Raw genomic sequence first — 20,430 nt, forward strand, 5'->3', positions numbered from 1 at the left:
GTGACTGATTCCGCCAGGTCTGACTGTTCCGCCAGGTCCGCCAGTTCAGCCGCCGCCACGGTGATGGCGCACGTCCAGACCTGGCGCCCGTACACGCTCTGGTACGTCGGCTTCCTGGGCCTGGCGGGCGCGGCCCTCAGCGACGGCTCGCACAGCGGCTGGCGGCTGCTGGCGGCCTGGTCCACGCCCACGCTGGGCTGGCTGGGTGGGCACTACCTCAGCGACTACTTCGACCGCCACCTCGACGGCATCGCCAAGCCGCATCGCCCCATCCCCTCCGGCCGGCTGCCCGCGTCGATGGCGCTGAGCTGCGGCGTGCTGTTGATGCTCGCGGTCGCCGTCCTGGCGGTGCTCACCGGCTGGCGGACCAGTCTGGTCGCGGTGCTGTCGGTCGCCGCGGTGCTGTCCTACGGCCTGCGGCTGAAGGCCCTGGGCATCGCCGGCAACCTGGTCCGCGGCGCCCTCGGAGCGCTGGCCCTGCTCTACGGCGCCGTGATCGTCGCGCCGCTGGGCTGGACGCTGGTGCCCTTCCTGGTCGCGTTCCTGCTGCACGACACCGCCTCGAACCTGGTGGGCACGCTGCGCGACATCGACGGCGACCGGGCCGGCGGGTACCGGACGTTGCCGGTCAGCCACGGCAGCGTGGTTGGGGTGTGGACGGCCGCAGGCCTGTACGCCGGCGCCATCGCGGCAGCCGCGATCGGGGCCACGGTAGGCCATGGCACCACCCGGCTCTGGTACCTGCTGTGCCTGGCCGGCGTGGCCGGAGTCGGGCTGATGGCCCTGGTGCCCCTGGTCACCCAACGGCGGCTGCTTCCGGTGCGGATCGCGCTGCACGCCCACGAGGTGCTCGTGCTGGAACGCCTCGCCCTGGCCGCCGCCGTCATCGGACTTCGGCTCGGCGCCGTACCCGCCCTCGCCCTGCTGATCCCGGCGCTGCTGCTGACCTGGTGGACCCAGCGCCGGTTGCGCACCTGGTACGAGCTCGGCACCGCTTCAGCCACCGCCCCCCGACCCAAAGGAACCACGTATGCCTGAGCTGTCCGACCAGGTCGCCGACGCCGTCCGGCGCGGAGCCGAGGAGCTGTTCGCCCGGCAGCACGATGACGGCGCGTTCGGCGACTCCCCGCCCAGCTCGATCCTCGGCACCGCGGGTGCGATCACCGCGCTGCACGCCGCGGACCCCGCCGGCTCGGCGAGCCTGATCTCGGCCGGCGCGGCATGGCTGCGCGAGGCGCAGTTACCCGACGGCGGCTGGGGCGGCGTGGTCGGAGCCGGCAGCGAGCCGGTGGCAACCTCGGTGGCGCTGTCTGCGCTGCAGATCACCGCCGCGGCGGACAGCGTCTCGGCGGTTGCGGCCGGCCGCGGCAGGCTGGCGGACTTCGGCGGGGTGGAGTCGGTCACCGACCCCGCGGTGCAGCTGCTGTGCAAGCTCTTCCTGATGCTGGCAGGATTTCTGCAACCGGGCGATCTGCGCCGGCTGCCGCTCGAGGTGGTGCTGCTGGACAAGGTGCGGCGGCAGAACATCTCGTTCCGGACGGCTCCGTTCGCCGCGATGGCGCTCGCCCAGTCGGTCACCGACCCGGCGACCGGGCTCCGGCGGGTCACCTCGCGGCTGGCCCGCGGCAAGGCGTTGCGGCTGCTCACCGACATCTACGAGCACGAGGGCCGCACCGGGAACTTCAGCGAGGATCCATGGCCGGCTGCGCTGGTATGCCTGAGCCTGGCCCGGGCCGCCCTCGCCCCGGAGCTGGTGGCGGCCAGCGCCGGTTACCTGCGCCGATCGGTGCGTCCGGACGGGTCCTGGGACGCCGTCAGCAACCTCGACCTCACCCGGTCCTCGTTCGCGGCCACCGGCCTGATCGCCGCTGGCTATGCCGGGGACCTCCGCCTGCAACGGACCCGGGAGCTGTTCCACCGCTGCCAGCAGTCCGAGGCCTTCACCGTGCTGGACTGCCCGCCCGGCGGTTGGAGCTTCTCCGGCGCCCGCGGCTGGCCGGTCACCCTGGAGTCCGCCGAGATCCTGTCCGCCCTCGCCGGCCTGCCCGGCTCAGAGCGGAACGAGTCGCTGAGCACCGGCCTGGACTGGCTGACCGGACGCCAGGACAGCCGGGGCTCGTGGAGCCTGTGGGTGCGCGACACCAAACTGGCCAACGACGGTCCGTGTCCCGGCATCACCAGCCAGGGCATCACCGCGCTGCTCGATGCCGGGCGGCCCAGCTCCGACGCAGCGGTGCAGACAGCGGCGAGCTGGCTGCTCACCCAGCAGCGCCCGGACGGGACGTTCGAGAACCTCTGGTACCGCGATTTCACCACCGGCACCGCGGTGGCGCTGGCGGCCCTCGCCCGGGCCGGGTATCCCGGCCATCCGGTAGCCCAGCGCGCGCGGCAGTGGCTCTTGGACAGCCAGCTGGCCGACGGCGGCTGGGGACCAGGGCCTCAGCAAGCCGACGCCCGCGCCGCGAACATCGGCCCAGTCGAGGCGTCGGTGGAAGAGACGGCCTGGGCGCTGCACGCCTTGATCGAGGCGGGCGTCCCGGTCGAGTCCGAGCCGGTCCGCCGCGGCATCACGTGGCTGATCGAGGCTCAGTTGCCCGACGGAAGCTGGCAGCCAAGCAGGGTCTGCGTCTACATCCGGCACCACATGAACTATCCCAACGGCGCCATCGCGCGCGGGCTGGCGCTGCGGGCGCTCGGTCTGTACGCCGAGCGCAGCCGGGAAACCTCGTCCACTACCGACCCGGCGGAGGCCGCCCGATGAGCAACCCGTCCGACACCTTCGACCTGGCCGACTCAGCAGACCTGGCCGAACTGGCCCCGCTGGCCGAACCGGCAGAGCTGATCGACCTGTCGATGAACGAGTCGCCCTACGCCCCGCTGCCCAGCGTCCAGGCCGTGGTCGAGAAGGCGGTGGCACAGCTGCACCGCTATCCCCCGCACACCGCGGCCGGGCTCGTCACCGCGCTCGCGCAGCGGTTGGACGCGCCGGCGGAAGAGATTCTCGTCGGACCGGGCTCGGCCGGTCTCTGCCAGAACCTGATCCAGTCCCTCGGCCCGCAGCGCCGCCAGGTGGTCTATCCCGAGCTGTCCTTCGAGGCCTATCCGCTGATGGTGTTCAACACCGGCAGCCAGCCGGTACCGGTGCCGCTGACCGGCTACGCCCACGACCTGGATGCGATGGCCGCGGCCGTCACCGAGGACACCCGCTGCGTTCTGGTGTGCAATCCCAACAACCCGACCGGGGATGTTCTGCGCACCGAGCAGCTTGCCGCCTTTCTGGACCGCATTCCGTCCGAGGTGCTGGTGATCATCGACGAGGCGTACCGCGAATACGTCACCGATCCGGAGGCCGCAGACGGTCTGGCGCTGCGACAGGGCCGCGACAACGTCTGCGTGCTGCGGACGTTCTCCAAGGCTTACGGTCTCGCGACCCTGCGGGTGGGTTATGCCCTCGCCCCGGCCGCGGTGGCGCAGCGGGCCCGGATGACCGGGCTGGTGTTCTATCCGGGCGGTCTCGGCCAGGTGGCAGCGACCGCGTCGCTACGTCCGGAGGTCGACCAGGAGCTGCTCACCCGGTGCGCCGCCAACGCCGAGGCCCGGACGAGGCTGGCCGAGAGCCTGCGTGCGCTGGGGCTGCCGGTGGCGCCCTCGCAGACGAACTTCCTGTGGGCACCCATCGGTGCCGAGGCGGAGAACCTCGCTGCTCGCTGCCGCGCGGCTGGCATCCTGGTGCGGCCCTATCCGGGTCTGGGGGTCCGGATCACGATCGGCTCCGCCGAAGCCAATGAACGCCTGCTGGCAGTGGCGAGCGCCGGGTGAGAGTGCTGGTCAGCACCTGGGGCTGGCGCTCGCACTTCTACCCGCTGGTTCCGCTGGCCTGGGCGCTGCGCAGCGCCGGTCACGATGTCCGGGTCGCCAGCCAGCCGGGCATGATGGAGGCCATCACCGGAGCCGGCCTGCCGGGGGTGCCGGTCGGTCCCGCGCTGGACTTCGCTGAGGTCTTCGGAAACCGGGTCGGCCGGGTGGCGACCAGAGCCGAACGGGCAGCCTCACAACCAGCCGGGATAGCGCCGGCCGTGACCGCGGACGGCGGCGTGGTGCGCTACGCCGACGCCATGCTGGACGAGCTGGTCGCCTTCGGCCGGCAGTTCGCACCGGACCTGATGGTGTTCGAGCCGCAGAACCTGGCGGTACCGATCGCCGCGGCTGCGCTCGGTGTACCCGCGGTCCGCCAGTTGTGGGGCCCGGACGAGACCACCCAGCTCGACCTGGACCGGGAATCGGTGCTGGGCCCGCTGGCCGGGCGCCACTCGGTTCCGGTGGCCGACGTGCGACTGGCCGGTGACCTGACGCTGGACCCCTGCCCGCCCGGGATGCAGGTGCCGCTCGCCGGCCCCAGCAAGCCGGTCCGGTTCGTGCCCTACAACGGCGCCGCCGTCCTGCCCCGCTGGCTCTGGAACGAGCCCGTCCGCCCCCGGGTCTGCCTTACCTGGGGCACGATGATGGCTTCCCTCGGGCTCGACAGCGGCCCGGCTGCCGGCGTGGACCTGGCCGCCGTGATCGCCGCGGTGGCGAGCCTGGATGTCGAGCTGGTGCTGGCGCTGGACCCGGCACAGCGCGAGCGGCTCGGCACGCTCCCTGCCACGGTTGTGTTTCCGGAGCAGCCGCTGGCGCTGCAGCTGCTGCTGCCCAGTTGCCGGGCGATCATCTCCCAGGGCGGGGCCGGCACGCTGATGACGGCGTTGGCGGCGGGAGTGCCGCAACTGGTGCTGCCCCAGGTCAGTGACCAGCACTTCAACGCCGAGCGGCTGGTCGCCACCGGGGCGGGGCTCAGCATTCCCGAAGCCGATGCCGACAGTGATACCTACAGCGCCGTGGTGCGCCGGCTGCTGGCACAACTGCTCGGCGACGGCCTGCAACGCAGCCGCGCGGCCGAGCTGCAAGCCTCCCATCAGCTGCTTCCAGCACCGGCCGAAGTGGTTCCGGTGCTGGAAGAGCTTGCAAACACAGCACGTTCGGAATCGATGTCAGGAGCGCGTTCATGACCGTTGAGATCAGCTATCCGCTGCCGTCACCGCCCACGATCTACCATCCGCTGCCGGAGTTGCTGGAATACCAGCAGAACCAGCCGGTGGTGCAGGTCCGGATGGCCGACGGCACCGAGGCATGGTTGGTGTCGCGCTATGAGGACGTCCGCCAGATCCTGGTCGACCAGCGCTTCAGCCGCGCGGCGACGGCCGGCCCCGGCGCCCCGGCGAAGGAGCTGGGTGACCTCGAGACCCAGTCGCTGATCGGGATGGATCCGCCCGAGCACACCCGGCTCCGGCGGATCGTGGCCCACGCCTTCACCCCGCGCAGGATCGAGGAACTGCGGCCGCGGGTGGCAAGCCTGGTGGCGGAGCTGATCGACACGATGACGGCGCTCCCCCGGCCGGTGGATCTGGTTGAACACTTCTCAACACCCTTGCCCGTACAGGTGATCAGCGAGCTGTTCGGGATTCCGGAGGCCGACCGCCACAAGTGCAAGGAATGGTCGGACACCATGATGGGTGACTGGCAGCAGGATCCGGAGGGCACCGAGGCGGCCGTCCAAGGCTTCTCCGAGCTGATCGAATCCCGGCGTTCCGAGCCCGGTGACGACCTGATCAGCGCCTTGATCTCAGCCCATGACGATCACGACCGGTTGACCGAGCGCGAGCTGCTGATGGTCAGCATCGGGGTGATGATCGGCGGACACGAGACGACGACCAACCAGATCAACCTGTTCGTGCTCACCCTCCTGCGGTATCCGGAGCAGCTGGCCCGGCTGCTGGCCGACCAGAGCCGCATTCCGCAGGCCGTCGAGGAGCTGACCCGGTTCATCCAGCTCGGCGAGACCGGCGTGATGCTCCCCCGAATCGCGACCGAGGCGATCGAACTGAGCGGCGTGCTGGTGCCTGCCGGGGCGACCGTCCTGCCGGCGTTCATGGCGGCGAACCGCGACCCGGCCGTGTTTGAGGAGCCCGACACGCTGAACTTGCGGCGGCCGGCCAATCCGCATCTGGGCTTCGGAGCCGGCGTGCACCACTGCCTGGGTGCGCAGCTGGCGCGGATGGAGCTGCAAGAGGCGCTGCGCGGCCTGCTCGGACGGCTGCCCGACCTGCGGCTGGCGGTCCCCGAGTCGGACCTGCGCTTCACCCAGGGGCTGGTGGTGCGCCGCCTGGAGGAACTGCCACTGACCTGGAGCGGAGAAGCGCGCCTGCGATGACCACCCCAGCTCCTGATCGCAGTGCGGTCGTTTCCGCGCTGCTGCTCCGCATCGTCGAGCTGCTGCGAGCCGAACCCCGGGTGCTTGCCGCCTGGCTGTATGGCAGCCACGGCCGGGGCGACGCCGACGAGTACAGCGACCTGGACGTGTGGGTGGTGACCGAGGACGTCGACGGCCTGCTCGCCGACTGGCCGACCCTGGCCGGCGAGCTGGGCGAGGTGGTGCTGACGGAGCCGATCCGCGGCCAGCCCGCCATCCGCTGCATCCTGGCGGACTGGACGCACTACGACCTGTGGGTCAGCTTCCCCGACGGGGTGCCGCGCCGGGGCGCGGACACCGTCCGGCTGCTGTTCGACCGGGCCGGCCTGGCACAGCGACTGCAGCCGCGCGCCACCCCGGCACCGCTGGACGTCGCGAAGGCACGCGCTCTGACCGTAGAATTCCTACGAAGATTGGGCAATCTGCCCGCGGTGCTGCATCGCGGCGATCCGCTCTACGCCGTATCAGCAGCACAATTGACCCGGCTGATGCTGATCGAGTTGATGCTCACCGACCTGCGGCTGGCAGATCCCGGTGGGGCCGGGCACCAGTACCGGGCGCTGTCCGCGGACCGCCGCGACGCGCTGCTGGCCCTGCCCGCCGTCGAGAACACCCTTGTTTCAGCGAGGGATTACCAGGTGGAGTGCCTGCGATTGTTCGTGCCGCTGGCCCGGCAGCTGTGCGGAGCGGATTTTCCCGAGCCGCTCTACCGGGCGGTTGGAAAGCTTTTGACCAGCGAGTTGGGCATGATTCTCGGTGACGTCTGAGCCGAGTGCTCGTCCGCCAGCGTGCGCAGGTGAGCGGCGATGGCCTCGTCCGCCGCGGTCGGATATTGCAGTCCCCACTCGCGGGCGGCCTCGCAGGCCAGCCGGTCGAACAGCCTGACGCTGGCCTCGAGGGCTCGCCACGCGTCCGCGGCCTCGAATCGGCCGAACACCTCGTGCGCCTGCTGCCAGGTACGCGCGTCGACCCAACGGCTCAGATGCCGGCCCTTGTGATAACCGTCGAACGGGTAGCCGGCTGTCACCACCGCGTGCCATTCGACCATCACCAACAGGTGCTGCTTCATCGTCCACTCGCGGGACTTGGCCTCCCACAGCTCGCCGCGGATCAGGTACTTCGGCACCCGCAACGCCTCGAACCAGAACGCATCAGCCACCGCGCGGAATCCGTCCGGGGTCAGCACGGCGGGCTCCACGCCCCCGCCCGACGGCTTCGGGAGCGCGTCGGTGAGGCCGTCAGGATCCAACAACACCCGGTAGCCGGGCGCGTAGACCCGGTCGAGCTCGCCGCCTTCAGCCATGTCGGACAACCGCTGGGCGTCGATCACGGTGAAATCCACGGTCGTGGCACCGGCATAGATGACGCCCACCATCGGATAGGTCTGGGTGGCAGCGGCCGCCAGCGCCGGAACCACCTGGGTCGTCCACACCTCGCCCAGCTCGTTCCACCACTGCCCGCCGGCCATGAACTCCTGAACATCGGCGACCACTACTTCGATGTCGATGTCAGACAGCGAGTCGATGCTGGCGCCCGGCTGCGCCTTGGACCCGGTCAGCACCAGTGCGCGCACCTCGGGCCTTGCCCGGGCCCAGTCCACGATGCGCTCCAGCATGTCCGGATGGCTCATCGATGGTGCCTTCCACGAAATGGTCAGGGTCCCCAAAATACCTCCCACAACGCCCGTTCGCGGGGATAGCTGACGATCCGGCGCGGACTATGCCTAGCATGACCGGATGAGCAATCTGGCAGGACAGACCGCCGTGGTCATCGGAGCCGGCATCGCGGGCCTGTGCGCCGCCCGGACGCTGGCCGACCGCTTCGAACGGGTGCTGGTGCTGGACCGGGACGAGCTGGGCCAGGACGCCACGCCGCGCCGGGGCGTGACCCAGAGCGGGCACGGTCACGTCCTGCTGGTTGCCGGTCAGCGGGCGCTGGACGGGCTCTTTCCGGGCCTGCTGGATGAGCTCGTGGACGCCGGCGGAGTGCGTTTCGACCCCGGCACCGACCTGTCGTTCTACCGCTTCGGTGCGATCTGGCCCCGCATGGAGTCCGAGCTGCGGCTGGTGACCTTCAGCCGTCCGTTGCTCGAACTCACCGTCCGCCGCCGCGTCCAGGCGCTGGCCAATGTGGAGTTCCGGGATCAGACGGCGGTGTCGGCCCTGCTCGGCGCCGCCGATCGGATCACGGGAGTCCGCCTGGACGACGGCGAGGTGATTCCCAGCGACCTGGTGGTCGACTGCACCGGCCGGGGCGGGCGGTCCAATTCCTGGCTGGGTGCTCTCGGCGTACCGGCACCGGCCGTTACCGAAGTGAAGGTTGGCGTCGGGTATGCCACTCGGCTGTACCGCCGCCGTCCCAGCGACCTTCCCGAGGGCTCGGCGGTGTTCTGCCTGCCCAGCCCGCCGGTGGAGAAGCGGGCAGGCCTGGCGCTGCCCATCGAGGGGAACCGCTGGCTGATCTCGCTCGGTGGCTGGCACGACTCGTTTCCGCGCGACGCCGAGGCCTTCGACCGGCATGCCCGGGCGCTGCCACATCCGGCCATCGCAAGGCTGGTCGAGACCTGCGAACCGCTGACCGACCTGGTGCTGTGCCAGTATCCCGCCAGCCGCCGCAGGCACTTCGAGGACCTCGCCACGGTGCCTGCCGGTTACCTAGCCCTGGGTGACGCCATCTGCAGTTTCAACCCCATCTACGGCCAGGGAATGACCTGTGCGGCGCTGGAGGCGGTGGCCCTGGCGGAGCTGCTGGACCGGCACCGGCGCACCGGCACAGCGCTGTCCGCGGAGTACTACTCCCGAGCCGGGAAGATCGTGGCGACGCCGTGGCAGTTCGCCGCGGGCGGTGACTTCTGCTATCCCGAGACGGTAGGACCGCGCCCGCACGGCATCCGGTTTCTCAACGGCTATGCCCGGCGGGTGCAGCAGGCCTCGATGGTGGATCCCGAGATCCGGCGGGTGTTCACGTCCGTGCAGCACCTGATCATGGACCCGGCGGCGCTGAGAAAGCCGGCGATGATGGTCAAGGTGCTGCGGGCGGCGCGACAGGCACCGCGCTGACCCCCAGGGCTCCGGCTCAGCTCAGGTCCAGCACCAGCGGCGCGTGATCGGAGGGCCCCTGCCCCTTGCGGGTGTCGCGATCGACCCAGACCGACTTGACACGCTCGGCCAGCGCGGCGTTGGCCAGCACCAGGTCGATCCGCATGCCGCGGCCCTTCTGAAAGCCCAGCATCCGCATCTCCCAGAACGTGTACGGGTGCCGGGTGTCGGCGGGATCGATCGAGGCGCGCGGCATCAGGTCGCTGAGCACCTCGTCCGGGCCGTCGTACCGGATGGCCTCGATCGCGGCTCGCTCGGGCGCCGAGACGTGGGTGGAGCCGCCGAACGCGCCGATGTCCCAGACGTCGTCGTCGTGCGGGGCGACATTGAAGTCACCGAGCACGCCGAACGGCGTCGTCGGCCCCAGCTGCAGCAGCTCCGCCCGGGCCTGGGCGCGTACCGCCTGCAGGAACTCCAGCTTGTACTCGTAGTGCGGCACGCCGACGCCCCGGCCGTTGGGCACGTAGAGCGACCAGAGCCGCACTCCGCCGACGGTCGCACCCAGCGCGCGGGCTTCGGCCACGCCGTCGAACTCGGGCTGGTCGTCCAGGCCGTAGCTGACATCCTCCAGACCGACCCGCGAGAGCACCGCCACGCCGTTCCAGCGGCCCGTGCCCAGATGCGCCGACTCGTAGCCGAGGTCTGCGAACACTGGGGCCGGCCAGCTCGCGTCGTCAGTCTTGGTCTCTTGCATCAGCACCACGTCGGGCTGCCGCTCGGCAGCCCAGCTGAGGAACCGCGGCAGCCGCGCCTTCATCGAGTTGACGTTCCAGGTGACGACGCGCATGCGCTCAATCATCCTCGCGGTTGGATCGCTCCTCGGCCACCCGATGCGGCACCCGCAGCAACCGCACCGATGTCACGAGCACCAGGCCGCCGAGCAGGTTGCCGAAGGCCGACCAGCCGAGCGCGCCGAGCCAGTTCCACCAGGTGTAGTCGACGCCGCCGCTGAAGAGGCCGGCGAACATCAGGATCGAGTCGAGGACGGAATGGAAGAGCTGCGCGCCCACCAGGACGAAGGACATCAGGATCGCGGGGACGATCTTCACCCCGAGATCGTCGGTGGCGTGCTGCATCCGGGTCAGCAGCGTGATCACCGCACCGGCCAGCACGGCGAGGAAGAATGACCGCCACGAGACGCCGAGGTGGGCGTAGTGCGAACCCGCCTCCCGCGCGACCGGCTGGACGCTGGGCAGCGCGACTACGATCATCCCGGCCATCGCCAGTCCGGCGACCAGGTTGAAGAAGAGGGTGACGACCCAGAGCCGCAGCAGCTTCGACACCGATCCGGCGCCCGCCACGGCCGCGGTCACCGGCACCAGGAAGTTCTCGGTGAAGAGCTCGCTGCGCGCCATCAGCAGCGCCACGAAGCCGATCGTGAACGCCAGCGCGCCCAGCAGGCTGTTGCCGGTCTCGCTGCGCACGACCAGGTAGGCCAGCACACCGACCCCGACATCGACCCCGCCGAGGAATCCGATCGCGAGCAAGGGCAGCAGCGGCCGGTTGAGCCGGTCGTCGCCCTCTTGCATCAGCCGATCGAAGGCCTCTTCGATTTCCGGCTCATCACGCGCACCGACCGGCGAGGTCAGTGAACGCACCGGATCATCGGATCGGGTCACGGTTACTCCTCGGGGACGCCGGGCGCGGACGCGGCGTGTGCTCTCACGCCCGGCGGCGCAAAGCCCCACGAAAGTCTAGCGATAGCCGGCCGGCGGTTGCGCCGTCACGGCGACGAGGGTGCGTTCGGTCATGCCCGGCTGGCTTCCATTTCTTCGGTGCCCGATTTCTCAGCGGTCTGCTGAGCGGCGAGCAGCGACTGGTGGGTGGGACCGTCCGGCACGGTCGCGGGGCGCATCGCGTCGAGTTCCTTGCGCAGCACCGGAATCACCTCAGCCCCGAGCAGGTCCAGCTGCTCCAGCACGGTCTTCAGCGGCAGGCCGGCGTGGTCCATCAGGAACAGCTGACGCTGGTAGTCGCCGAAGTGCTCGCGGAAGGTGAGCGTCTTGTCGATGACCTCCTGCGGGCTGCCCACGGTGAGCGGGGTCTGCTCGGTGAACTCCTCCAGCGACGGGCCGTGGCCGTAGACCGGGGCGTTGTCGAAGTACGGGCGGAACTCAGCAACGGCGTCCTGGGAGTTCGGGCGGAGAAACACCTGGCCGCCGAGCCCGACGATGGCCTGTTCCGGGGTGCCGTGGCCGTAGTGGGCGAAGCGCTGCCGGTAGAAGTCGATCAGCCGGAGAAAGTGCTCCTTCGGCCAGAAGATGTGGTTGGCGAAGAAGCCGTCACCGTAATAGGCGGCCTGCTCGGCGATCTCCGGACTGCGGATGGAGCCGTGCCAGACGAACGGCGGCACGTCGTCCAGCGGGCGCGGGGTCGAGGTGAAGGACTGCAGCGGGGTACGGAACTGGCCCTCCCAGTCGACGACCTCCTCACGCCACAACCGGTGCAGCAGCGCGTAGTTCTCGATCGCCAGCGGAATTCCCTGGCGGATGTCCTGCCCGAACCACGGGTAGACCGGGCCGGTGTTGCCACGCCCCAGCATCAGGTCCACCCGGCCGTCCGCGAGGTGCTGCAACATCGCGAAGTCCTCGGCGATCTTCACCGGGTCGTTCGTGGTGATCAGGGTGGTCGATGTCGAGAGGATCAGCTTCTCGGTCTGCCCCGCGAGGTAGCCGAGCATCGTCGTGGGTGAGGACGGGACGAACGGCGGGTTGTGGTGCTCTCCCGTGGCGAAGACGTCCAGGCCTACCTCTTCGGCCTTGCGGGCAATAGCCACCATCGCCTTGATGCGCTCATGCTCGGTCGGGGTGCGACCGGTGGTGGGGTCGGTGGTGACGTCGCCGACGGTGAAAATACCGAACTGCATGGTTACTCCTCAGATCTAGTTGTCTATGCAACCGTTTGCCCGAGGTTCGTATTCCGTTCCTCACGCGGGGCCGGCGACGTCCTGCCACCGCAGCTGCCGGCCCGCCAGCTCATCCAGATAGCCGACCCCGAGCAGTTCGGCGTCCACCGGTCCGAACCGGCGCAAGGCCCGCTGGTGCAACTCGGTGACCAGGCCACGCTCGCCACGGTGCCAGGCTAGCCAGGGGCTACTTGATCATCACCCGCAGGTCGAAGCTGCCGGCGCCGGCGTTCTGGGTAGCGCTCAGGCCGAGCGCCCCGATGTGGGACAGGGTGCGCCGGTCCTCGTCGGTGACGCCGGGAGCGTTCAGCAGCGAGCCGACATTGAGGAAGCCGACGATCTGGGCGCCGTCGGCGTGCGGTACGGCGTCCTTGAACAGGGACGTGGAGCCCAGCGTCGCACTGCTGGGTGTTTGCAGGCTCTTGACATACGTCGGGTCGTTGGCGATGGCGTAGCCCTTGCTGGTGGCAAGCACCGTCACCGGCAAGGAGCCCCCACCGGATTGGCCCGCACCGGATTGCCGCCCGTACCGGTTGAAGCCGTCGATGAAGGTCCGCAGGATCGAGACCGCGCGAGCTCCGCCGTCGGTGACGACCTGCGCCGCCACCGGCGTGGTTCCGGCACCCGTACGCGGGCCGGCCGACACGGTGATGTCGCTGCCGAGAAGGGCACTGAAGTCCTCGGGCAGGTGCAGTCCCAGCCCGTCGAACTGCCGGTTGATCTCGTCCTGCTGGGCTTGGGGCAGCTTGCTCCAGCTCTTGGTCTGTTGGCCGCTCAAGCCGCTGATCTCCAGCGCGCCAGCGGTGTCTGCAGGCAGCGCGGAGATGCTGCGGGCAACCGGGACGGTGGCAGTCTTGGCCGTACCGAAGGTGGCGCCGCTCAGCTCCACGTAGCTGGAGTCGGCGTGGATGCCCATCGCGATCCGGCCGCCGCCTCCCATCGCGGTCAACGCGCCTATCGACGAGGCGCTGGAGGTGTGCAGCTGCTTGGCCGCCAGCTTCGCCACGGCAGCGACGTCGACCCATGCCACGGCGATCTGGTTGCCGCGCAGCGCACGCGTGTCGGATCGATAGGTGTTGTTGGAGCTCAGCGTTCCGGCATTGTCGGCGGACGCGACCGCGTCGGCATGCGCCTGGGTGTCGCTGATCAGCACGTATCCCTTGCGGGTGGTGTAGCCGATCTTCTGGGCGGCGGTGGCCTGGTAGCGCGCCAGCGAGGCCTTCATCTTGGCCTCGTCGGTGTAACCCGCCACGAGCACCGTGTCAGCACCGGCCGGATTGGCCGCGTCCGGAACGTAGGCCACCGCGATCCGGCTACCCAGCCACGGCTTGATGTCATGGTCGTAGTTCAGGCCGCCGGGCTTGTCGGAGAACAGCTTGGCGAGGCTGGAGTCCTTCACCTTGTTCTTGTCGGTGAAGGTTTTGGCGAGGTCGGGAAACTTGCGTGTCAACTGGAACACAGCGATTTTCTGATCCGCCGCCGGGTCGAGATCGAGTTTGGCGAAGGCGACGGCGGTGGCCGGAACCACGGTCTCAGGCTGTGTTCCGTGACTTGCCAGCGCCGAATAGGCATAGGCGCCACCGCCCGCGCCGAGCACCACGACCGCGGCCACCCCGGCCCCGACCAGCGTCCGGGCCGTGCGCTTCTTCTTCTCCGGCTCGGGAACCGCCAGGTAGGTGGCGTCCGGAGCGCTCCAGTCGGCGCCGGGCGCACCGTAGACCGGTTGGGTCACCGGATTCGGCACCGGCGTGTACGCCGGCTGGTGTGGGGCGCCACCGGCGTCGTCAGACGCCGGGGGAAACGGTGTGTCGTCACTCATGGCCGGGCTCGTTTCTCTACACATTCTCTTCGGGGAAGGACGTTCGAGCTGAAACTGCGCCCGGTCACCCTCAAACCGGTCGTACGGTTTAGTCGTACGGTTTCAGTCAGTGCGATCATGGGTTCGTGGAGCCACGAGCAGTCGGCGGCACGCTTCGACAAGAACGCCAGACTGCATGATCTCCATGTGAAAAGCAAGTTAATTCGTCGAATGGCAGGACACCCGTGATCAGGCCGCGGGGTTCGGGATCACGTGCCCGATGGCGAAGGTCGCTGCCACCGCGCCCAGGCCAAGTTGCCCACCGCCGGAATCTGAGCAGGGGCCGGCCGGTGAGCCGGTCGACCACGGTGCTCATGCACGGAAGGCGCGTCGGTAGGCCATCGGGGTGGTGTGCATCCGCGAGCGGAAGTGATGCCGGTAGGTGATCGCGTTGGCGAAGCCGATCGTCCTGGCGACGTCTTCGATGGCGGTGGCGCCGTGTTCGAGCAATTCCAGCGACGCGTCGACGCGGCGGCCGATGAGCCAGTGGACGGGGCTTTCTCCGGTGATCTCCCGGAAGCGGCGGGTGAAGTGGCGTTCGGACATGTGCGCGCGGCGGGCGAGGACCGTCACGGTCATCGGGGTGGAGAGGTTGCGGTCCATCCAGTCGACAATGTCGTGGACGGTGGTTTCTCCGTCGACCGCAACGGGGCGTTCGATGAACTGTGTCTGGCCACCCTCGCGGTGGGCCGGCACGACGAGCCGTCGGGCGACTTGGTTGGCGACGGCCGCGCCGTGATCCCGGCGGACAAGGTGCAGGCACAGGTCTATGCCTGCCGCGGATCCGGCTGAGGTCAACAGATTTGCCTCGTCGGTGTAGAGCACGTCCCGGTTGACCGTGAGGTTCGGGTACCGCGCGGCAAGCAGGTCCGCGTGCAGCCAGTGCGTCGCGACCTCACGTCGCTCCAGAATTCCCGCGGCAGCGAGGACGAACGCGCCCGAGCAGATCGAAACGATGCGCGCGCCTCGGGAATGGGCTCGCCGGATCGCATCGATGAGGATCTCCGGGACGTCGCTGTACACGGGCCAACCGGGCACGATCACGGTGTCGGCATCGTCGATTGCTGCGATGCCGTACGGCACGGTGATCGAGATGCCACCGACGGCTGGCTGGACGCCGGGGTCGACGGCGCACACATCCACCGAGTACCACCGCCGGACGTCGAGTTCCGGGCGAGAAAGTCCGAACACCTCGATGACGATGCTCAGCTCGAACGGGGACATGCCGCGGTAGCCCAACGTAACAATACGGTGCGGCGCCAGTCGGATCATGGCTGCATCTTATCGAACCTTGTCCTTACAGCCACTCGCCGCCGAGCGCTGGAGCGCCGACGATCGTTCGTATGCGCATTCGCTCCAACGTCCTCGAATACGACGCCGCGGACCAGCAGGCGGCAGTGACTCACTTCGGCGGCCGACTGGCGTTCGAAACCGACTGTTCCGACGTGGGGGCGGATATCGCGGCAGGGGTGACCGGGTTCGTCGTCGTCGACTGCCGCGGCCCCGAACTGTTCGCGGGCGGCCATGTCCCCGGCGCGATCAACATCCCTCACCGCCGCATCACCGCCGCCACCATCGCGGAACTCATCAGCGACGAGTCGGCGGTGATCGTGACCTACTGCAACGGCCCCCACTGCAACGCCTCGACGCGAGGAGCGGTTCGCTTCGCCGCTCTCGGTAGGCGCGTCAAAGAGATGCCGGGTGGCATGGACGGCTGGCTCCGCGAGGGTCTCCCGGTCGAGGCCTCGCAGGGGTTGCCGGTCTCGCAGGGGTTGCCGGTCTCGCTGGTCTCGCCGGAGCGGAGTTGACCGACAACGCTACACACTCGCCCCACGACGCCCACCCATGTGACCGGGTTCCGCCCGCACCGGATCCGGCCGCGGTGCAGCGGCCGGCACCGATCGCCGGGCGACGACGCGTGGCGCGGTACCTCGGCCACCAGTTCCATCTGTTGTGGGCGGGTCAGTCGTTCAGCCTCGTGGGCGACCAGATCACGCTGCTCGCGCTCCCCCTGGCCGCCGCTCAACACCTGCACGCCGGAACGTTGAGCATCGGGGTCCTCGGCGTCTGCCTCCGCTTTCCGTTCCTCGTCCTCGGCCTGCCCGCGGGTGTGTGGGTAGCTCGGCACGGGCTGCTGCGGTCAATGCTCGCCGCAGACGTGCTCCGCGGCGTCACCGTCGCCGTGCTTCCCACTGTCCTCGTACTCGGCGTGCACAACCTCGGCGTGCTCTTCGTCGCAGCGCTGAGCCTGGGCGTCGGCACCGTGTTCTTCCAGGTCGCCTACCAGTCTGTCGTCCCCGAACTCATCGCCAACGACGACTACTGGCATGCCGCGAACACTCGCCTGTCACTGTCCGAATCGAGCGCGCTGTTCGCCGGACCGGCAGTCGGCGGGATGGCCGTCGCCGCGCTCTCCCCCACGGGCGCGCTCGCTGTCGACGCCCTCACCTATGGGCTCAGCGTCACGGCCTGCTCGCCATCGTTCTCACCCCGCGAAGTGTGCAGGCACTCGACGTGCCGGCTGTCCCCGTGCCACCGAGGCGATCATTGCGGGCACAGATCACCGACGGCATCCGCTACGTGCGCCGCAACCCGGTTCTCAACGCGATCATGTGGGCCGGTGCCTCCTACAACCTCGGCTCCGCCATGTACGAGACGTTGATCGTGGTCTTCGCCGTCCGCACCCTGCACATGTCGCCGGCCGAACTCGGTATCGTCATCGGCCTCGGAGCCATCGGCTTTCCCATCGGCTCGGTCCTGTCGAAGTACGCCAGTGCACGCCTGGGCATGGGACCGTCGCTGATCTGGGCCGCCGTACCGTCTGTCGCCGGAGCGCTCGCAGCCGAACGCCACCCGCAGCTTCCGCTCGCCGTCGGAACACTGCTCGTCGGCCTCGGCCAGGGGTGTTTCGCCGTCAACGCCATCACTCTGCGCCCGCGCAACTCCGACCCGGCGATGCGCGCGCAGGCGACGTCGGTACATCGCTTTCTCTCATGGGGGCGTTGCCGATCGGATCACTCGGCGCGGGGCTCATCGGCGCGCACTTCGGGCTCCGCGCCGCGATGCTCACCGCGGCCTTCGTCGCCACCCTCTGCTTCCTCCCGCTGCTTCGGTCCCCGCTGCGGATCACTGATACCCGGCCATGACGAGGCGTCGAAGCGGTGTCGGCTATGCCTGTCCGCTCACGCCCACAGCAGCCAGCCCTGACGAGCGGGGTCGGAAACCACGAAGTCGACCCGAAGGCGGTCCGTTCCTTGACACCGGTGTGCATGTTCAGAGGCGAAGGACCTCGGCAAGCACGTCCTGAACGAACAGCCGCCCCGGCCCTCCTCAAGAGGGCCGGGGCGGCTCACGTTCTCACTCATGACCACGGGCAAAATCGTGAGCTCGCGTGACACTTAGTAACCGTTTCTGCCTCACATTTCGGTGACACGTCCATCAGCTGCAGCCAGATGTGCTGCCGCACCCCTCGCAGACGAAGCAGGAACCGGCCGGGCGCATCTTCGTCCCGCAGTTCATGCAGAGCGGCGCGTCGGCCGACACGCCGATGATGGACTCCAGCAGCTCGGTGGAGCTGTGCACGTCCGACTTCACCTCGGCCGTGACCTGCGGCTTGCGCTCGGTCACCGGCACCGACTGGGCCAAGGCCTCGAGGTCGTCCTCGGTCTCGCTGGTCGGCGCGTAGCTGCCGGTGTCGAGCTGGCGGGACCGCTCCTCTGCGGTGTAGATGCCGAGTGCCGACCGGGTGTCGAAGGGCAGGTAGTCCAGCGCCAGCCGCCGGAAGATGTAGTCCACGATCGACTGCGCCATCCGGATGTCCGGGTCATCGGTCAAACCGGCCGGCTCGAAGCGCATGTTCGTGAACTTCGAGACGTAGGTCTCCAGCGGAACGCCATGCTGCAGGGCGATCGAGATGGCGATGGAGAAGGCGTCCATCACGCCGGCCAGCGTCGACCCCTGCTTGCCCAGCTTGAGGAACACCTCGCCCAGGCCGTCGTCGGGGTACGAGCCGGCGGTCAGGTAGCCCTCTGCCCCGCCGACAGCGAAGGACACGGTCTGGGACGGACGGGACTTGGGGAGCCGCCGGCGAACCGGGTGGTACTCGACAACCGGAGCAGCCTCGGGGGTCGCGACGGCGTCCTGCTTGGCGCCCTTGCCGGCTGACAGCGGCTGACCGACCTTGCAGTTGTCGCGGTAGACCGCGAGCGCCTTCAGCCCGAGCTTCCAGCCCTGGTAGTAGACGTCGGCGATGTCCTCGACGGTGGCCGACTCCGGCAGGTTGACGGTCTTCGAGATCGCCCCGGAGAGGAACGGCTGGGTGGCGGCCATCATGCGCACGTGACCCATCGCGCGGATCGCCCGGGCGCCCATCGCGCAGTCGAAGACGTCGTAGTGCTCCGGCCTGAGGCCCGGCGCGTCCTGCACGTGTCCGTGCTCGCCGATGAACTCGACGATCGCCTCGATCTGCTCCTGCTGGTAGCCGAGTGCCTTGAGCGCCCGCGGCACCGTCTGGTTGACGATCTGCATCGAGCCGCCGCCGACCAGCTTCTTGAACTTGACCAGCGCCAGGTCCGGCTCGATCCCGGTCGTGTCGCAGTCCATCATCAGGCCGATGGTCCCGGTGGGGGCGAGCACCGACGCCTGGGCGTTGCGCCAGCCGTTGTCGGCACCGATCTTGAGGCACTTGGCCCACTCGGCGGTAGCGTGCGCGAGCACCGACTTGTCGGTCTCGTGGAAGAACCGGACCGAGTCGTTGGCGGCCGCGTGCTTGCGCATCACCCGGGCGTGGCCCTCGGCATTGCGGGCGAAGCCGTCGTACGGGCCGACCACGCCGGCCAGCTCCGCGGAGCGGCGGTATGCGGTACCGGTCATCAGCGAGGTGATGGCGCCGGCCATCGCGCGGCCTGCGTCCGAGTCATACGCCAGGCCCGAGGCCATCAGCAGCGCGCCGAGGTTGGCGTAACCGATACCGAGCTGCCGGTAGGCGCGGGTGTTGATGCCGATGGACTCCGTCGGGAAGTCGGCGAAGCAGATCGAGATATCCATCGCCGTGATGATCAGCTCGACGGCCTGGACGAACTTCTCCGAGTCGAAGCTGTTGCCCTCGCCCAGGAACTTCATCAGGTTCAGCGAGGCGAGGTTGCAGGACGTGTTGTCCAGGCTCATGTACTCCGAGCACGGGTTCGAGGCGGTGATCCGGCCCGACTCCGGGTTCGTGTGCCAGTCGTTGATGGTGTCGTCGTACTGGATGCCCGGGTCGGCGCACTCCCACGCGGCCTTGGCGACCTTGTTGAAGAGGCCCTTGGCATCGACGGTCTCGATGACCTCGTGCGTCGTACGAGCACGCAGCCCGAACTGGCCACCCTCTTCGACGGCGCGCATGAACTCGTCCGAAACCCGGACGGAGTTGTTGGCGTTCTGGTACTGGACCGAGGTGATGTCGGCGCCACCGAGGTCCATGTCGAACCCGGCGTCGCGGAGCACCCGGATCTTGTCCTCTTCACGGGCCTTGGTCTCGACGAACTCGACGATGTCGGGGTGGTCGATGTCGAGCACGACCATCTTCGCCGCGCGTCGGGTCGCGCCGCCGGACTTGATCGTGCCCGCGGAGGCGTCGGCGCCCCGCATGAAGCTGACCGGTCCGGACGCGGTACCGCCGGAGGACAGCAGCTCCTTGGATGAGCGGATCCGGGACAGGTTCAGCCCCGCGCCCGACCCGCCCTTGAAGATCAGGCCCTCTTCGCGGTACCAGTTCAGGATCGAGTCCATCTTGTCGTCGACCGCGAGGATGAAGCAGGCGCTGACCTGCTGGGGCGAGGTCGTGCCCACGTTGAACCACACCGGCGAGTTGAAGCTGAAGACCTGGTGCAGCAGCATCCAGGTGAGCTCGTGCTCGAACACCTCGGCGTCCTGAGCGGAGCGGAAGTACCCGTACTCCTCGCCGGCCGTGCGGTAGGTGTGGACGACGCGGTTGATCAGCTGCTTCAGCGACCACTCACGCTGACTGGTCCCGACCGCGCCGCGGAAGTACTTCGTCGTCACGATGTTGGCGGCATTGACCGACCAGGACACCGGGAACTCGACGCCACGCTGCTCGAAGTTGATCGATCCGTCGCGCCAGTTCGTCATGACGACGTCCCGACGCTCCCAGTCCACCTCGTCGTAGGGGTGGGTGCCCTCGGTGGTGTAGACCCGCTCGACGGCAAGGCCGTTCGAGGGATACACCGGCTGCGACTTGGCGCTCGCCTTGACCGTGCGGGCCTCGCCTGAGTGCTTGGCATTG

At 69.0% G+C, this 20,430-nt stretch carries 16 protein-coding genes and 1 pseudogene; 10 read left to right on the forward strand and 7 right to left on the reverse strand.

Annotated elements, in window-relative coordinates:
- From RM423_RS06680 to RM423_RS06705, 6 genes are read left to right on the forward strand one after another with little or no spacing between them, the layout of a single operon-like run.
- Window positions 1-1,038 carry a UbiA family prenyltransferase gene (locus RM423_RS06680; protein ID WP_311422233.1) on the forward strand — a complete coding sequence of 346 codons (1,038 nt, stop codon included), beginning with the start codon at window positions 1-3 and terminating at the stop codon, window positions 1,036-1,038.
- Window positions 1,031-2,761 carry a prenyltransferase/squalene oxidase repeat-containing protein gene (locus RM423_RS06685; RefSeq protein ID WP_311422234.1) on the forward strand — a complete coding sequence of 577 codons (1,731 nt, stop codon included), beginning with the start codon at window positions 1,031-1,033 and terminating at the stop codon, window positions 2,759-2,761. Before RM423_RS06680 ends, RM423_RS06685 begins: the two co-directional genes overlap by 8 nt.
- Entirely contained in the window at window positions 2,758-3,819 is a 1,062-nt protein-coding gene (locus RM423_RS06690) for a histidinol-phosphate transaminase (protein ID WP_311422235.1), read from the forward strand. Before RM423_RS06685 ends, RM423_RS06690 begins: the two co-directional genes overlap by 4 nt.
- Window positions 3,816-5,045: a nucleotide disphospho-sugar-binding domain-containing protein gene (locus RM423_RS06695; protein ID WP_311422236.1), complete on the forward strand. Its 1,230-nt coding sequence runs from the start codon at window positions 3,816-3,818 to the stop codon at window positions 5,043-5,045. The genes RM423_RS06690 and RM423_RS06695 overlap by 4 nt, the downstream gene beginning before the upstream one ends.
- Window positions 5,042-6,247 carry a cytochrome P450 gene (locus RM423_RS06700; RefSeq protein ID WP_311422237.1) on the forward strand — a complete coding sequence of 402 codons (1,206 nt, stop codon included), beginning with the start codon at window positions 5,042-5,044 and terminating at the stop codon, window positions 6,245-6,247. The genes RM423_RS06695 and RM423_RS06700 overlap by 4 nt, the downstream gene beginning before the upstream one ends.
- Entirely contained in the window at window positions 6,244-7,053 is an 810-nt protein-coding gene (locus RM423_RS06705; RefSeq protein ID WP_311422238.1) for a nucleotidyltransferase domain-containing protein, read from the forward strand. Before RM423_RS06700 ends, RM423_RS06705 begins: the two co-directional genes overlap by 4 nt.
- Here RM423_RS06705 and RM423_RS06710 read toward each other — a convergent pair.
- Entirely contained in the window at window positions 6,993-7,916 is a 924-nt protein-coding gene (locus RM423_RS06710; protein ID WP_311422239.1) for an aminoglycoside 6-adenylyltransferase, read from the reverse strand. The genes RM423_RS06705 and RM423_RS06710 overlap by 61 nt on opposite strands.
- 106 nt (window positions 7,917-8,022) lie before the next feature.
- Between RM423_RS06710 and RM423_RS06715 the strand changes: the two genes are divergently transcribed.
- Entirely contained in the window at window positions 8,023-9,345 is a 1,323-nt protein-coding gene (locus tag RM423_RS06715; RefSeq protein ID WP_311422240.1) for an FAD-dependent oxidoreductase, read from the forward strand.
- Between the two features lie 16 nt (window positions 9,346-9,361).
- On the opposite strand, the gene RM423_RS06720 is transcribed toward RM423_RS06715, so the two are convergent.
- From RM423_RS06720 to RM423_RS06740, 5 genes are all read right to left on the reverse strand, one after another.
- On the reverse strand, window positions 9,362-10,171 hold the full coding sequence (locus tag RM423_RS06720) for an exodeoxyribonuclease III (RefSeq protein WP_311422241.1): 810 nt from the start codon (window positions 10,169-10,171) through the stop codon (window positions 9,362-9,364).
- Between the two features lie 4 nt (window positions 10,172-10,175).
- A complete protein-coding gene (locus RM423_RS06725) occupies window positions 10,176-11,003 on the reverse strand; it encodes a formate/nitrite transporter family protein (protein WP_311422242.1) in 828 nt (275 codons plus the stop codon).
- 128 nt (window positions 11,004-11,131) lie between these two features.
- Complete coding sequence (locus RM423_RS06730) at window positions 11,132-12,250, reverse strand: LLM class flavin-dependent oxidoreductase (RefSeq protein ID WP_311422243.1); 1,119 nt, start codon at window positions 12,248-12,250, stop codon at window positions 11,132-11,134.
- Between the two features lie 226 nt (window positions 12,251-12,476).
- The gene (locus RM423_RS06735) at window positions 12,477-14,108 is read right to left on the reverse strand and encodes a DUF3352 domain-containing protein (protein ID WP_311422244.1); all 1,632 of its coding nucleotides are present in this window, start codon (window positions 14,106-14,108) and stop codon (window positions 12,477-12,479) included.
- A 351-nt stretch (window positions 14,109-14,459) separates the two neighbouring features.
- The gene (locus tag RM423_RS06740; RefSeq protein ID WP_311422245.1) at window positions 14,460-15,419 is read right to left on the reverse strand and encodes a helix-turn-helix domain-containing protein; all 960 of its coding nucleotides are present in this window, start codon (window positions 15,417-15,419) and stop codon (window positions 14,460-14,462) included.
- A gap of 71 nt (window positions 15,420-15,490) precedes the next feature.
- Here RM423_RS06740 and RM423_RS06745 point away from each other — a divergent pair, with 71 nt between their 5' ends.
- The 3 genes and pseudogenes from RM423_RS06745 to RM423_RS06755 all read left to right on the forward strand — a co-directional run bounded on the left by RM423_RS06745 (window position 15,491) and on the right by RM423_RS06755 (window position 17,354).
- Window positions 15,491-15,955: a rhodanese-like domain-containing protein gene (locus RM423_RS06745; protein WP_311422246.1), complete on the forward strand. Its 465-nt coding sequence runs from the start codon at window positions 15,491-15,493 to the stop codon at window positions 15,953-15,955.
- A 110-nt stretch (window positions 15,956-16,065) separates the two neighbouring features.
- A pseudogene (locus tag RM423_RS06750) lies at window positions 16,066-16,602 on the forward strand (MFS transporter); the annotation flags it as partial.
- Between the two features lie 74 nt (window positions 16,603-16,676).
- Window positions 16,677-17,354, forward strand: coding sequence for an MFS transporter (locus tag RM423_RS06755; RefSeq protein ID WP_311422247.1), 678 nt, complete (start codon window positions 16,677-16,679; stop codon window positions 17,352-17,354).
- A gap of 231 nt (window positions 17,355-17,585) precedes the next feature.
- Here the strand turns inward: RM423_RS06755 and RM423_RS06760 are convergent, their stop codons facing one another.
- Window positions 17,586-20,372 (reverse strand): vitamin B12-dependent ribonucleotide reductase, encoded by a 2,787-nt coding sequence (locus RM423_RS06760; RefSeq protein WP_396327630.1) that lies wholly within the window; start codon window positions 20,370-20,372, stop codon window positions 17,586-17,588.
- Window positions 20,373-20,430: the final 58 nt, after the last annotated feature.

Origin of the sequence: Jatrophihabitans lederbergiae, from assembly GCF_031845305.1 — a bacterium.
In the GTDB taxonomy this organism is placed as follows: Bacteria; Actinomycetota; Actinomycetes; order Mycobacteriales; family Jatrophihabitantaceae; genus Jatrophihabitans_A; species Jatrophihabitans_A lederbergiae.

What these genes read in the sequence shown, in the direction of transcription:
- RM423_RS06685 (WP_311422234.1), top strand. Translation starts at nt 1,031, where the DNA reads ATGCCTGAGCTGTCCGACCAGGTCGCCGACGCCGTCCGGCGCGGAGCC.
- RM423_RS06690 (WP_311422235.1), top strand. Translation starts at nt 2,758, where the DNA reads ATGAGCAACCCGTCCGACACCTTCGACCTGGCCGACTCAGCAGACCTG.
- RM423_RS06700 (WP_311422237.1), top strand. Translation starts at nt 5,042, where the DNA reads ATGACCGTTGAGATCAGCTATCCGCTGCCGTCACCGCCCACGATCTAC.
- RM423_RS06705 (WP_311422238.1), top strand. Translation starts at nt 6,244, where the DNA reads ATGACCACCCCAGCTCCTGATCGCAGTGCGGTCGTTTCCGCGCTGCTG.
- RM423_RS06710 (WP_311422239.1), bottom strand. Translation starts at nt 7,916, where the DNA reads ATGAGCCATCCGGACATGCTGGAGCGCATCGTGGACTGGGCCCGGGCA.
- RM423_RS06715 (WP_311422240.1), top strand. Translation starts at nt 8,023, where the DNA reads ATGAGCAATCTGGCAGGACAGACCGCCGTGGTCATCGGAGCCGGCATC.
- RM423_RS06720 (WP_311422241.1), bottom strand. Translation starts at nt 10,171, where the DNA reads ATGCGCGTCGTCACCTGGAACGTCAACTCGATGAAGGCGCGGCTGCCG.
- RM423_RS06730 (WP_311422243.1), bottom strand. Translation starts at nt 12,250, where the DNA reads ATGCAGTTCGGTATTTTCACCGTCGGCGACGTCACCACCGACCCCACC.
- RM423_RS06735 (WP_311422244.1), bottom strand. Translation starts at nt 14,108, where the DNA reads ATGAGTGACGACACACCGTTTCCCCCGGCGTCTGACGACGCCGGTGGC.
- RM423_RS06740 (WP_311422245.1), bottom strand. Translation starts at nt 15,419, where the DNA reads ATGATCCGACTGGCGCCGCACCGTATTGTTACGTTGGGCTACCGCGGC.
- RM423_RS06745 (WP_311422246.1), top strand. Translation starts at nt 15,491, where the DNA reads ATGCGCATTCGCTCCAACGTCCTCGAATACGACGCCGCGGACCAGCAG.